Annotated in this window: 9 protein-coding genes and 1 tRNA gene; 7 read left to right on the top strand and 3 right to left on the bottom strand. The window is 65.3% G+C overall.

Translation table 11 applies throughout. The features are described 5' to 3' along the window. Positions 1–329: 329 nt before the first annotated feature. Both ACVZTU_RS15800 and ACVZTU_RS15795 read right to left on the bottom strand, forming a co-directional pair. Positions 330–2,642, bottom strand: coding sequence for an FAD/NAD(P)-binding protein (locus tag ACVZTU_RS15800; RefSeq protein WP_482400812.1), 2,313 nt, complete (start codon positions 2,640–2,642; stop codon positions 330–332). Beyond that, on the bottom strand, positions 2,639–5,161 hold the full coding sequence (locus ACVZTU_RS15795; RefSeq protein WP_248283892.1) for an LCP family glycopolymer transferase: 2,523 nt from the start codon (positions 5,159–5,161) through the stop codon (positions 2,639–2,641). The genes ACVZTU_RS15800 and ACVZTU_RS15795 overlap by 4 nt, the downstream gene beginning before the upstream one ends. 375 nt (positions 5,162–5,536) lie before the next feature. Between ACVZTU_RS15795 and ACVZTU_RS15790 the strand changes: the two genes are divergently transcribed. The 6 genes from ACVZTU_RS15790 (at position 5,537) to ACVZTU_RS15765 (ending at position 10,817) form a co-directional block, all read left to right on the top strand. Further along, a tRNA-Ser gene (locus ACVZTU_RS15790) sits at positions 5,537–5,625 on the top strand. Positions 5,626–5,855: 230 nt separating this feature from the next. Continuing rightward, positions 5,856–6,473 carry a hypothetical protein gene (locus ACVZTU_RS15785; protein WP_482400811.1) on the top strand — a complete coding sequence of 206 codons (618 nt, stop codon included), beginning with the start codon at positions 5,856–5,858 and terminating at the stop codon, positions 6,471–6,473. After that, positions 6,470–7,072 (top strand): OmpA family protein, encoded by a 603-nt coding sequence (locus ACVZTU_RS15780; protein ID WP_482400810.1) that lies wholly within the window; start codon positions 6,470–6,472, stop codon positions 7,070–7,072. Before ACVZTU_RS15785 ends, ACVZTU_RS15780 begins: the two co-directional genes overlap by 4 nt. 166 nt (positions 7,073–7,238) lie before the next feature. Then, on the top strand, positions 7,239–8,486 hold the full coding sequence (locus ACVZTU_RS15775; protein ID WP_482400809.1) for an FAD-dependent oxidoreductase: 1,248 nt from the start codon (positions 7,239–7,241) through the stop codon (positions 8,484–8,486). A gap of 129 nt (positions 8,487–8,615) precedes the next feature. Then, on the top strand, positions 8,616–9,707 hold the full coding sequence (locus ACVZTU_RS15770; protein WP_139467959.1) for a proline racemase family protein: 1,092 nt from the start codon (positions 8,616–8,618) through the stop codon (positions 9,705–9,707). Positions 9,708–9,812: 105 nt separating this feature from the next. Beyond that, positions 9,813–10,817, top strand: coding sequence for an Ldh family oxidoreductase (locus ACVZTU_RS15765; protein WP_139467960.1), 1,005 nt, complete (start codon positions 9,813–9,815; stop codon positions 10,815–10,817). Between the two features lie 87 nt (positions 10,818–10,904). Here the strand turns inward: ACVZTU_RS15765 and ACVZTU_RS15760 are convergent, their stop codons facing one another. After that, positions 10,905–12,602 carry a PucR family transcriptional regulator gene (locus ACVZTU_RS15760; RefSeq protein WP_259357323.1) on the bottom strand — a complete coding sequence of 566 codons (1,698 nt, stop codon included), beginning with the start codon at positions 12,600–12,602 and terminating at the stop codon, positions 10,905–10,907. Between the two features lie 113 nt (positions 12,603–12,715). On the opposite strand from ACVZTU_RS15760, the gene ACVZTU_RS15755 reads away from it, so the two are divergent. Next, entirely contained in the window at positions 12,716–14,200 is a 1,485-nt protein-coding gene (locus ACVZTU_RS15755; protein ID WP_482400808.1) for a CoA-acylating methylmalonate-semialdehyde dehydrogenase, read from the top strand. The last annotated feature ends 18 nt before the right edge of the window (positions 14,201–14,218 follow it).

The raw sequence follows: 14,218 nt of genomic DNA, 5'->3' as shown, positions 1-14,218 counted from the left end.
GAACAGCCCAGTCTGAGTTGAATAGCCCATGTTTGAAACTGGGCCATTCACCCTAGACTGGGCTGTTCGCGTTCGATGCTCGGCCGCTCACTTTCCTCCATGTGCATTACAGAGAAGGGTGTACCGAAACTCGCCTCGTGCATTGCGCGGCGCGGAGTTCGGCAACTGTCGCGGGTGGTGTGGTCCGCTGATGGACAGTGTGCTGGCGGCGGAAGCGGAGTCGCGGGTGGGTCGTCAGCGTCCGCGGAGACGCGGATGGGCCGAGAGTTCTCGGCGACTGGCGTCCGGGGAGAGCCTGCTGAGCTTTAGAAGAGGACGAGTACGCGGCCTCAGAGGAGGTCGAGGATCGCCTCGGCGGCTGCGTGCGAGTCGTTGAGCGTGGCCGCGTTCGTGCCCGGGTTCGCTGCGATCGCCAGCCCCCACTGCTTCGACGACAGCTGGATCGACAGAGCGAACCGGCGCGGGTGGACGTTGCCCTCGACATCGATGGTGCGGTACGGCCGAGACGTGAGTGCGAGTCCGTTGAGAAATTTCTCTCGACCGTCGTCCAAGGTCAGGCGGGCCGCGGTGAGCTGACCGCGTTCGAGCATTCCGTAGAGCAGGACATCGGCAGCGCGCGAGACGGAGTTCGTCGGGGACGCGGCATCGATGACGACGCTGCCCGTGATCGCGCCCGCGGCCTGCGCCGAGGTGACCGTGAAGATCTCTGGCCGCGGCTTCTGCGCCTCATTGGTGAGTCCCTTTGCTTTGGCAGTGGTGCTATCGACCCCGTCCGGGCGTGCGGCGATGCCGGAACTTGCGGTCTCTGCCTCAGCTTCGGGCGCCTCTGGATTCTCGCGGAGAGCGTCAGGGTTTTCTTCGATGCGCATATCGGGGCCGATGAAGGATACGATTCCCGCCTCGGCGAGGGCGATGAGTTCCGCGATCCGCTGCGGGGGAGGCCCATCGCAGATGCCGGAGACGAAGCCCTCGAACCAGCCGAGGATCTCCATGTCGATGCTCACGCGGTCGATGTGACCTGCGACGATGAGCTCCTTGAGCAGCAGCCGGGACTGCCATAGCACGGTGAAGAGCGCCTTCTCCGGGCTGCCGGTCGGACCTGCCAGAGAGTTGCGCAGGTCGGTGCGCAGGAAATCGAGCATCCACTCGTGCAGGGAACCAGGCTCGCCGGGTTCGCGGCTGGTGAAGAGCTCACCTTCGAGCGGGTTGAGCAGGGTGTGCAGTGACATGCGGTCGGCAGGATCGGGCACGAGTGCCTCTTCGATCTCCGACCAGGCGAAGGCCTCACGGGTGACGCGGCCCTGACGGGCGGCATCCTCGGTGGCCGTGGCGCCGGCTGTTCGTGCAGCACCGGACGTGGCCGTAGCGCTTGCCGCGGCGCGAGCGGGCGCAGCGGTCCGAGCCTCGCCAGCACCGACTTCGCCCGACTGCGGGTGGGTTTCCTGCCAGGTGCGCCGGGTCAGGTGACGTGAGACGGCTTCGCCGATGGCCTCGCGCAGCTGGCCGGGGTCATCGGCGAACGCTTCGGGACGGACCTGGGAGAGCGTGTGATAGTACGCCAGACGCAGGTCGGCGAGGATGAGCGGCCACAGCTGATCATTGAATCGGGCACCGGCCTTGCGTTCCCCGTCGAGGTGCTCGATCCCGGCGAGCAGAGCGATATTGTCCTTCGTGAAGTACCGCAGGGGCCAGTCCCGCCGAGGATGTTCATGACAGATCGGTTTGCTGCGGTACGGGATTCCGCGTCGTGATCCCAGCGCCAGCCGCGGTTCGTCACCGCTGGGCACATACCGCAGCAGTCCGCCGGGCTGCGTCTCATAGCGACCGCCGCGCTCATGAGTGAACAGGGTCTGCAGGTCGAAGTAGTTGAGCCCCATGCCACGGACGATGACCCGCTCACCGGGGGCCACCTCGGTGACGGGGGTTTCCGCGGGCAGACCCTGCGGCAGGTACAGCCCGCCGCCCAGTTCGGCGAAAGCGGCGAGGCGGGCGCGCTCCTCCGGCTGGGCGCTGGGGATGTGACCGACGGCGAGCACGACGGCGCTGGCGACGATCGTCGTGCCGTTCTGGCAGCGCACGAGCTGCTCGGGGACAGTGGCCCGTGAACTCTCTGCCACCGATTGGGGGAGGTCCATCGCGGGCAGGTCGATGACGGATTCGGCCTTCGTCGGGTGTTCGACGATCTCGATGAAGTCCGGTGCGCCCTCGCGGATGCGCCGGTAGGCGTCGCGGAGGTAGCGGCCGTAGAGACTGCGGCTGGGGAAGGTCGAGTGCAGCGGTTCGGTGCCGCCGTTGGCAAGGTACCACTCGGCCATGGACGGTCCGGTCGGTGCTTCTTCGGGGCCGAGGAAGCTGCAGCTGGAATCGGGGAAGACGGTCTGCTCGGCGATGGTGGTGTTCATCAGCAGAGACTCGGGCTGGTCGGTGCGCCACACGATTCCCGCGCCGGGCGGGTACGGGTCGATGAGGTGGATGGTCAGCGCGGTCTCGGTGGTGGCGTCAGCCGCGCTGCGGGACGCGCCGACGGTGCCGGCGAAGCGTTTCGCAGCCAGAGCCACGAGCCTCTCCAGAACGGTGAGACCTCGCGGTCCGACGCCGATGATCGCGACCGCGGGGGCGGGAGTCTGTGGAGCCTGACTCACCCCTGCTCGCCGGTTCCGCCGTTGGGCCCGGGGTAGCCGGGGAAGTCGTCACCGGGCTTGAAGCCCTTCGGGTAGCACTTGCCTTCGGCGTTGGGCTCACCCGGCGTTGCCGTTTCGGTGGCGTCCGCCTCGGCGCCGGCCTCGTCCGTGGAACCATCCGCGGAATCGGCCGGTTCATCGGTGGCGGTGTCTTCGGTGCTGTCCTCGGTCGAGCCGGTGCTGTCCTCGGATTCCTGGGACTTGCTGCCGTCGTTCGTCGGCTTCGGTGTCTCCTCGCCGTCGGACGCACCCTTGACTTCGCCGAGGATCCACTTGTGGAGCACATCGTAATCGGGGTCGTAGGTCGGGGTGACGTCATTGTTGATCTGGACTGTGGTGACGTCGCCCTTCTGCATCATCATGGCAAGTTCGATGAAGGCCGGGATCTCGTTCTGTGGGATCGACGTGGCGATGTTCCGCGTCGCGGAGTTCGCGAGCTTCGGATAGGCCGTGGCGATCTCCTGCGGGTCGATCTGCTCGAGAGTGGTCTTGAGCATCCGCTGCTGACGGCACATGCGGTCGTAGTTGTCGCTGCCTTCACGGGAGCGGACGTACCAGAGTGCGTCCTTGCCCTTGAGCGTCTGCGGGCCCGGATCGACCCAGCCGTAGATCTCGTTCTTCACACCCGACATCGATTTTCCGCCGCCCATCGGGATCGGGCGTTCGACGTCGATCTTGACTCCGCCGATGGCGTCGACGACGTCTTCGAATCCGGCCATGTCGACCGAGGACCAATAGTCGAGCTTGAGACCCAACGAGCCTTCGACGGCCTGCATCGTCGCCCACATGCCCGGTTCGAGTCCGTGCGGGTTTCCGATCTTGTCGGGGTTCTGTTCGCCCCACTGCCATACGGCGTTGATGAGGTCCTCGGACGAGTCACCGGAGGGGCGGAATCCGTCGGGCCACGCCTTTTCGAGTTCGCTGCCTTCGGGGAAGACCGGGAACGCGAGGTTACGGGGCACGGAGATGAGCGCGGCGTTGCCGGTCTTCGTGTCGATGGAGGCCACGAGCATCGTGTCCGGGCGGGTGCCCTCACGATCGTCGCCATTGTCGCGGCCCATGAGGAAGACGTTGATATAGGGCTTGTCCGCCCAGAGGTCTTCGGCGCTGTGGGCCTTGCCCGTGCTGTCGCCGAAGAGGCTGGCCACCGTGTCGGACTGCACGCGGGCGAAGACCGAGCCGACGCCGAGCGGGATGCCGATGATGAGGGCGAGGGAGACGACGAGGACGCCGGCCATCTTGTTCTGCCAGGGCCGGTATCGGTGTCCGCGGCGCAGCCCGAGGTGGGATACGACCATCACGAGGATCCAGATCACGGCCACGAGCACGGCGGCGATGGCGAGGAAGTTGAGCAGCGAGGGGCTGGCGACGATCGTGGCGATCGCACGCACCGGTCCCTTGACCAGCAGGTAGACGAGCCCGACGAGCAGAGTGAGGACGAAGAGACCGAAGACGATGAGCCCGGCGGGCCGGAAGCGTGTGCGCAGCAGTCCGACACCGGGCAGCAGGGTGCTCAGTGAGGTCCAGCCGACGAGGCTGGGGAACGATTCGCCGAGGCGGGAGGAATGGCGGCGGGCCCGTCCCGGTCCGTGACCGGTCGACTTCTCGCCGTGGGCGGAGCCGTTCTCGTCGGCTCCTCTCGCGGCAGACGATGCGCCGGTTGCTGCCGCAGTGCCGCCCGCACCGACCGCTGCTGCGGCCGCGGCGCTGCGCGCGCCCCGTGTGGCGGATGACTTCTTTCGGCCCCGGCCTCGGGATTCGGCCGCGTGCCGTTCACGGGCGTCGCGGCGAGTCGTCGGAGCGGAGCCCGTATCGGCGTCGTTGTCCGTGTGGTCGAAATCGTGGGAATCCCTCGCCGAGGCGGCCGATTCGTCCCGTGCGAAGGTGCGCGGAGCATCGTGGGCAGGACCGCGCCGTGAGCCGGCGTCCGGATCATCCTGTGTATTCGAGCTTGCTGCTGCGGCCACTCCGGCGGCAGAGGCTCCGCTTGCGGCGGCAGCTCGCAGCATGCGGGCTTCGCGGCGAGTGCGTGGGGCGACCGGGCGCGGAGGCGGTGCATGCGGCGAGCGGGTCGCTGATCCTGTGTCACGGGTGCTGTCGCCGAGTCGATTGTCCGACTGCTCTCCGGATCCGCGAGAGCTTGTGCGGAACGAATAGTCGGATCGGGCGTCGGCGGACCGTGTGGAGTCCTGACCAGAGTTCTGGCCGGGGTTGTGGTCCGAGTTCGTGCGGGACCGGCGAGGATTCACCGCCGAGGTCGGCAGCTGCTTGGAGTCACGACGCTGGGAGTCCGAGCGGCGAGGCTCAGACTGCCGAGAATTCTGCTGCGGCGAGCTCGACTGCGGTGTCGAGTCGCTTTCACTGGCGGCGGTGTCGCCGCGGAACCGGGGGCGAGAGGAGGCACGGAGCCGACGACCTGTTGTCTGGGAATCGGGGTCGCTCCCATACGGTCCGCGCTTGTCAGGGGGAAACTCTGGCAAGTTGTCTACTCCTCAAAAACTGTCTGCTCGTGCAATACGGCCCGCTCGCCGTTCTCGTTTCCGGCACAGGGCACACCGCGGCTATCGGTTTTCCGACCGGTGTTTCTGCGAGGATCTGAGACCAGACCGCAAAGCACATCACGCCGATTTTACGCCTGGACATTGATGAATGCTGGAATTCCGGTGTGGGGGAGCGGTACAAAGGGGACGTTCGGCCCGGATTTGCGCCCGTCACGGGTCGGTTCGACTATGACGAAGCCCACTCTCCGCGGTTGCGCTTTGCCCTGGATGGCTCCTTTCCCTTAGGCTGTATCCCGTAGTGCTGGAGGGTCTGTCGGTATGCATTTCGCCGAGGCGGATCGCAGCATTGCGGATGGAGTCGTGGCTGAGCGGCCGAAAGCGTCACCCTGCTAAGGTGAAGTCCTCCAATAGGGGGACCGTGGGTTCAAATCCCACCGGCTCCGCGTGAGGCAGAACCCCTGCGATCCGATGAGAATTCGGGTGCAGGGGTTCTTGCGTTCCCACAGAATCGCGTTTGCCCGCGAGTGCCGACGCCTTTGTTCGTCTCGACTTACGTTCGATGTAGTGAAAGTTCACCTGTCCGGGGTAAGTTGATCCGCGTCCGCCCCCGCGCCACCGGAGCTCACCAGCAGAGATGCTGCTCCGGCGAGTACTGAGGAGAACTCCCATCGCTATGCCCCTGATCCGCAAGACAGCTCTGTCCGCTGCCGCCGCAGCTTTGGCGCTGACCCTGGCCGCCTGCTCGTCCGGAGACGACACAGAGGAGCCGAACGCCGAGGGTGCCGAGACCCAAGGCGCTGCGCAGGAGTCCGGTGAGGCCGCAGGTTCGAAGGGTGAATCCGGATCCGCCGAGGCGGCCGGCCTCGATCCGAAGGATCTTCCCGATCCTGTCGCTTCCCAGGAGATTCCCGCCGCCGTTGACGGCGATGACAAGGCAACGATGGCTGTCGAGCTGTTCCCTCTGAAGCGTCAGGGCGAGACGGTCGTGGCCCAGTTCGCGTTCAGTGTGAACTCTGATCAGACCGACGAGGACGACGACGGTGACGATCTCTACGGCTATCTGGGCGGGAGCTGGGCGCCGTTCCTTGTCGACTCGCAGAACCTGCGCAAGCACAACGTGTTGGATAAGTTCCCGCAGCGAGCGCAGACGAATGTCCAACAGACGAAGTTCAAACCCGGCCAGACCCACTACGCCTTCGCTGTCTTCGCGGCCCCGCCGCCGGATGTCGATGAGGTCGAGGTCTCCGTCGTCGACGGTATGAACCTCGCCACCGGAGTGAAGATCTCGTGAAGCCGGCAGCCGTCGGTCCTGTAGCGGTGATTCTTGCTGCCGGCATTGTCGTCGCCGGTCCACCCGCACTCGCGTTCGCAGACTCAGTGACTTCGCAGGACATCGCCAACCGAGATGCCCCGACTCCGGAGGACTTCACCGATCCCGACCAGTCGCAGATCGACAAGAGCATTGTCGAACTCGAACCGGAGATCTATGACCTGGACAAAGGCATCGAGGACGTGGAGACAACCAAAGCCAGTGGCGGCGATACCGTGGTCACGCTCGACACGGATATCCTCTTCGACTTCGACTCGGCTGAGCTCAGCGACACAGCGAAGAAGAAGATCAAGGACCTTGTCGAGGATCTGCCGTCCGACTCCGAGATCACCGTCGGCGGGCATACGGATTCCAAAGGCGAAGACGACTACAACAAGAAGCTCTCCGAAGACCGAGCGAAAGCCGTCGCCGAGGTGCTCACCTCGGAGGACTCGGACCTTGACCTGACGGCAAAGGGTTTCGGCGAGTCCGAGCCCGTCGAGTCGAACGAGAAGAACGGCAAGGACGACCCCGAGGGCCGGGCGAAGAACCGTCGCGTCGAAATCCGCTACGAAGGCTGAGCCTGATCTGGGGCTGTCCGGGAAGAGCGGCTGAGGCCATTGACGAACCTGACCGCACTGCATAGCGTCTCTCTCAATAGATGGTCATACAAAAGTCAGCTTCGGTGACGTCGGCCCTGATCGGACCGTGAAACAGCCGATTCGGGGACCAATGGAGGGCAACCGATTGAAGACAGTCATCGTCGGAGGCGGTGTGGTCGGGCTGACCATCGCGTACGAACTTGCGCTGCGCGGACACGACGTCACAGTCATCGAGGCTGCCCGCTGCGGTTCGGGCGCCTCTCACGGAAATGCCGCAAAGATCGCCATCGCCGAGAGCACCCCGGTGCCTGCCCCGGGTGTGCTGCTTCAGGGGATCCGATGGATGCTCAAACCCGACAGCCCACTATCGATCAAGCCGTCCCTTGCGCCCGGCTATCTCAGTTTCCTGTTGCGGATGGCCAGGCACTGCAACGCACGTGACTTCGAAGCCGGACTCGACCTCCACCTGCGCCTCGGCGAGGATGCGAACGATCTCTTCGATGAGTATCAGGCTCAAGGCATCGACTTCGAGATGCACGACCGCGGTGTGCTGCTGGCTTTCGAGACTCGGGAACGCTTCGACGAGCACTGTGCGAGCTTGCCTGCTTTCGAGGCCGCCGGCCACCGGCCGCGGCGACTGCATGATGACGAAGTCCGCGAGGCCGAACCGGCTCTCAGCGAACGCATCCGCCACGGTCTCTCCTTCTCCGCTGACCGACAGATCGAACCCGATTCTCTGACGGCGGGTCTCCTCACGAAACTCTCCGATCTCGGGGTCGCCGTGCGAGAAGACACTCGCGTCGGACGCTTTGTTCGCTCAGGCGACGCTGTGACCGCAGTTGTCACCTCCGACGCGGAGGTCATCAAGGCGGACGCTCTAGTCATCTCTGCCGGTGTCCCGTCCGGCGCATTGGCCAGGCAACTCGGCCAGAAGATCCCGATCTACTCCGGCAAGGGCTACAGCATCGATTACTCACCGGCCCCGATTCAGCTGCGCACATCGCTGACCCTCGAAGATGCACGAGTCGCAGTCACTCCGCTGGACGGCATGCTCCGGCTGGCAGGCACGATGGAGTTCGGCAGTACCGACGACGATGTCAACGAGGTTTGCGTCGGTGCGATCCGCCGCTCCGCGCAGGAGTCATTCCGTGATTGGGGCGACGGTCAGGGAGAACTGGCTCCATGGGCAGGGTCGCGCCCAATGACACCTGACGGCCTTCCCGTCATCGGACGACTTGACTCTGTGAAGAACGCCTACATCAATTCCGGACATGCGATGCTCGGTCTGACACTGGCACCGGGATCTGCCCGTCTGCTGGCCGGACTCATGACTGACGGAAGCTCGACGTTGCCAGACGAACTTCTCGCCCGGGTTTCACCGAACCGGTTCTGAACGTCTCTCGTCGGCATCGAACCTCTTCGCCGACACCCCACACGAAATGAGGAAAGTTCCATGACCACACAGCAAGTCGCCGGCAGCGAAGTCGTGGGCTGAGGCCCGCCCGAGCAGAGACGAGGGAACGTGAAGAACAGACAGCTCATCCAGGCCGTCGATGTTCACGCGGCCGGCGAACCCGGCCGAGTGCTCATCGGCTCGGGACTGCGGGTCAAAGGTGCCACGATGGGCGAAAAGCTCCGATACTGCGAAGAGCACCTCGACGACTTCCGGAACCTCATCCTCCACGAACCCCGCGGCTATCCCGGCCTGTGCTCGCCGATCGTCGTGCCTGCGACGGATCCGAGCTGCGATTTCGGAATGATCGTGATGGAGCAGGGCGGGTTCAAGCCGATGTCCGGATCGAACCTCATCTGCACCGTCACGGCGCTGATCGAGACGGGGTCCGTCGACGTCAGCGAACCGGTCACCGAGCTGCGGGTCGATACCGCCGCCGGTGTCGTCACGGTCCGCGCCGAGGTGGAGGCCGGCCGAGCGAAATCGGTGACCTTCGACAATGTCCCGGCTTTCGTCCACGGACTCGACCTGCCTCTCGAGGTGCCTGGGTACGGGACGATTCCCGTCGACATCGTCTTCGGCGGTCAGTTCTACGTACAGACTGCGTCGGACAACCTCGGCGTGGATCTTGATCCTGGCAATGCCAAGGAGATCATCAGGGCTGCCAGCGTGTTGCGGCAGGCGGCGAACGAGACCTTCGAGGTGAGGCATCCCCTCATCCCTGAAATCGATTCGATCGGTCTGCCGCTGATCCACGGACCCGCACGAACTGAGGGCACCGACGGACGCAACGCCGTCGTCCTGCCCAACGGCATAGTCGACCTCGACGATCCGAGCACGTGGACTGGGACTTTCGACCGCTCGCCGTGCGGCACCGGGACGAGCGGGCGAGTGGCGGCCAAACACGCCCGCGGCGAACTGCGCGTCGGTCAGCGATTCGTCCACGAATCGATGATGGGTACGACCTTCACCGCCGTGGTGAAGGAAGAGACCGAGATCGGCGGTAGTCCAGCCGTCATCCCTTCGATTACCGGGCGCGGGTGGATCACAGGATTCCAACAGCTCGTGCTCGAGGCCGATGATCCGTTTCCGGTCGGCTTCACCGTCGGAGACATCTGGAGCGGCGGTACGAGGGCAGCAGAACCAGGAGTCGACGGCTGAGACGCGGATATGGCGGGGCAGGATCGATGACTGTTCGAGCGGTAGTCTGCTGATCAAGGCCAATGGTCGAAGCCGACACGATTCGCTGCACACGAGGAGCGCACAATGACGAACGAACCCGACCGCATCTCTTTCGATGATCTTGTCTCGGCGATCGAAGCCAAGCTCACCGCCGCAGGAGCCTCTTCGGCGGTTGCGAGAGTGCTGGCGACCAACTGTGCCACCTGCGAACGCGACGGCACTCTCAGCCACGGAGTCTTCAGGGTCGCCGGCTATCTCGATTCATTGAATCGAGGCTGGGCAGATGGGGCAGCAGAAGCGAGCATCGACGTCGTCGGCCCTTCCTATATCCGCATCGACGGTCACAATGGTTTCGCTCAACCTGCACTCGCCGAGGCGGGGCCGACGATCGACAAGGCGCTCGACGACACCGGTGTCGCCGTCATCGCTCTGCGCAACACCCATCACTTCAGTGCCCTGTGGCCCGACCTCGAGGCATTTGCACGCGACGGTCGGGTGGCGATGGGGATGATCGCCAGCGGCAAGCTCGCCGTTGTTCCCGAGGGGGCCACTCGTCCGGTCTTCAGTACCAATCCGTTCGGTTTCGCCACACCCGTGGCTGACGCGGACCCGATCGTCTTCGACTTCTCCACGTCGTCGATGTCCCACGGGGATCTGCAGCTGCTGCGGGCAGAAGGCCAGGACGTTCCGGTCGGGACCGGGGTCGACTCGACCGGCGCGGACACCACGGATCCGAACGCCATCCTCGACGGCGGCGGCATCCGCCCGATCGGCGGGCATAAGGGTGCGCTGCTGTCGTTCATGATCGAAACGCTTGCCGCAGGGCTGACCGGCGGTGCCTTCACCTATGAGGTCGACGCGGAGGCCCCCGAGGGCGCCCACACCTTCCGGACCGGTCAGCTCTTCATCGTCATTGATCCCGAGCGCGGCGGCAACGACGCCTACCTCGCTCGGGTGCGCGAATTCGTCGACATGCTCCGCGATGCGGGCATGGACCGTCAGCCCGGTGACCGTCGCTACGCCAATCGCGCCGAGGCGGCCGAACGCGGAATCCCCGTCACCGACACGATTCGCGCTATATTCGACTGAACTTCTGTCGACCGGCCGAAGCCTGCTCTGTCCCGGGCAGCACACGACCCCGCTGGAGGGAGTCGCCGACTCCGTCGAGTACGGTCCTCAGCCGTACATCCGCCACCACAGCAGCGCTACGTGCAGTGCCGTGCGTGACTCCGCATCGTCGAGTGAGACGCCGAGGCGGTCCTGCAGGCGATTGATCCGTGCGTAGAGCGCGGGCCGGGACAGATGCCCGGCCCGCGCCATCGCCGACTTGTTGCCGCCATGGGAGAGGTAGAGCTCGAGGAAGTCGAGCAGTCCGTCGTCTGCGGCGTTCGCAGCGAATGGCAGAACGCCGTCCCGGCGTCCGTCTTCGCCGAGCAGCGGCCCCAGCTCTCCCTCGGCGAAGGCACGCAGCCGGGAGTCCTCGGCCAGCAGAGACAGCAGCCCGCGGATGCGCACGTCCGAGGAGCGGTAGAACGCACGCTCACGCACATCGAGCGTCGACGCGACCTCGGCGACGTGAGAAGCGGCTTCGAAACCGGCGACAGCGCGAAGCAGAGAAGTGCTGCCACGGCCGACCCCGACCACCCAGCTCGCAGCAAGCCCATCGAGCTCGGCGAGCAGACGGGTGAGCCGTTCATCGGCTTCCTCCGCACCGCGCAGACTCGGCTGCGATCGTCGGTTTCTCCCGCGACAGGGCCCCACAACGAACCCGAACACGCCTGACTGCAGGCTCGTCATGAGCAGACACAGATTGAGGCGTGAGGCGGCAGAGGCGATCTCCTGCGTCAGGCCGCGCTCCTGCAGCTGCACCCGAGTCGGATCGGTGTCGGCCTCACGATCGATGCGGACGACCACTGGGGTGAGTTCGGCTCCTTCCGCAGGAGTGAATCCCAGAGAGCGGGCGCGCTCCCTTGCCGAACGCTCGTCGATGCCCTCTGAGTCCGTGATCTCTCGGATCAGGCCGCTTTGGGCCTGCAGCAGCAGATCCTGCTCATCGCGATCGGCCATTCGAGTCAGCGTCAGGGCTTCACCCGCACGTTCGATGACCTGCTCGAGATCGGCGACGGACTCGGCGGCGCCGGGTACGACGAGCCGGCCCCACCGGCGAGAACGCAGCCCCACCGGCGTCTGCCGCCACTGCGCCGGCGCGTGACCGCCGGGCGTCGTACTCGCACCGCTGACGAGGTCGACCCACTTCTGCGCGAGAGCCTGCGAACCACGGCCGGAATGCGCGAGAACCCGATGGGACACATCCTCGAGGACCACCGCCGTGCCCAACAGCTCTGCAGTGCGGTCGACGATCGTCTGCGCCTCGGCCCGATCGAGACTCAGCTGCGTGTACGTCTCGTGGATCTCCCGGGCATGTTCGAGCCGCGAGATCTGCTGTGCGAGAAGGCTGCGGTGCGCGAGCTCGGTGATCCTGACGAACTTCACCCGACGCGGCAGGACGATGACAGGCAGTTCCCTCGCCGAGGCGGCCGCGGCCGCGATCTCGCGCGCTTCCTCATCGTGGGTCGAGTTCTCATCGACGAGTTCGATGATCGTCCCAGCCGCACCTGCGCGCTCGAGCTGGTCGAGGAACTCCGTCATCGCCGCAGGCGAGTGGCGGAAGGCCGTGGCGGTGGTCAACACGAGCTCACCACCCTCGAGGAAGCGCTCGACATGCTCGGAATCGGCGATGTGGACCCAGCGGATAGCCCGGTCGAGGCCTGCCTCGCCGGCAAGTACCGCAGGCTCTGCAGCCCTGATCTCCTCGAACTCGAGCAGACCGGCGATGCTCAACGATGCCCCGCTCGACTCCCGTGCAGTGTCCATTGACACAGTGTAAAGCCGAGGGCGAAGATTCTGACATTCTGACACTTCCGAGATCGGCAAAGCGGACAGAGGATGGACTCAACCGACGTACCGACGACGCAGAAGGACTCTTCATGGCAACGCTCTCCCACTGGATCAACGGACGGACCGTCACCGCGGACACCGACACCCGCCTCGGCGATATCACGAACCCGGCCACCGGAGTCGTCAGCGGCCAGGTGGCCCTGGGGTCGAAGGCCACCGTGGAATCGGCGATCGCCGCAGCATCCGCCGCGTTCCCCGCCTGGCGCGACACGTCCCTGGCCAAGCGGACCGCTGTCCTCTTCAACTTCCGCGAACTGCTCAACGCTCGGAAGCAGGAACTGGCCGAGATCATCACCGCCGAACACGGCAAGGTCGTCTCCGACGCTCTCGGCGAGGTCGCCCGCGGCCAGGAAGTCGTCGAATTCGCGTGCGGCATCGCGGGCCACCTGCGCGGCGGTCATACGGAGAACGCCTCGACGAACATCGACGTCCACTCCCTGCGCCAGCCGATCGGCGTTTCCGCGATCATCTCTCCCTTCAACTTCCCGGCCATGGTCCCGATGTGGTTCTTCCCCGTGGCCATCGCCACCGGAAACACCGTCGTGCTCAAGCCCTCGGAGAAGGACCCCTCGGCCGCGAACTGGCTCGCCGAGCTGTGGAAGGAAGCCGGGCTGCCCGATGGCGTGTTCAACGTCGTCCACGGTGACAAGGAAGCCGTCGACACGATCCTCGAGAGCCCCGAGGTCGCCTCGGTGTCCTTCGTCGGGTCGACCCCGATCGCAAAATACGTCTACGAGAACGGCACCGCCACCGGCAAGCGCGTCCAGGCGCTCGGCGGAGCGAAGAACCATATGCTCGTCCTGCCCGATGCGGACCTCGACCTCGCCGCCGACGCCGCCGTCAACGCCGGCTACGGCGCCGCAGGTGAGCGCTGCATGGCGATCTCCGTGGTCGTCGCTGTCGACTCCATCGCCGATGAGCTCGTGGCGAAGATCGCTGAACGCACCAAGACACTGCGCGTGGGTGACGGTGCCACCGAGCCGGACATGGGACCACTGGTCACCGCCGCCCACCGCGACAAGGTTGCCGGCTACATCGATGCCGGCGCCGAGGCGGGAGCCACCGTCGTCCTCGACGGCCGAGAGAACACCCCGGCCGAGGGATTCTTCCTCAACCCGACCCTCTTCGACAACGTCACCCCCGACATGTCGATCTACACCGATGAGATCTTCGGACCCGTCCTCGCCGTCGTCCGCGTCCCCGGCTACGACGAGGGCATCGACCTCATCAACTCCAACCCCTACGGCAACGGCACCGCGATCTTCACCAACGACGGCGGTGCTGCCCGCCGATACGAGAACGAGGTCGAGGTCGGTATGGTCGGCATCAACGTGCCCATCCCCGTGCCCGTGGGCTACTACTCTTTCGGCGGATGGAAGAACTCGCTGTTCGGCGACACTCACGCCTACGGTGACGAAGGCGTCCACTTCTTCACCCGCGGCAAGGTCGTCACCTCACGCTGGCTCGATCCCAGCCACGGCGGACTCAACCTCGGATTCCCCACCAACGACTGAACCGACCACCACTGACGT

Source organism: Brevibacterium sp. OS20 (assembly GCF_056837565.1).
This window is presented reverse-complemented; position numbering and strand designations above follow the sequence as displayed.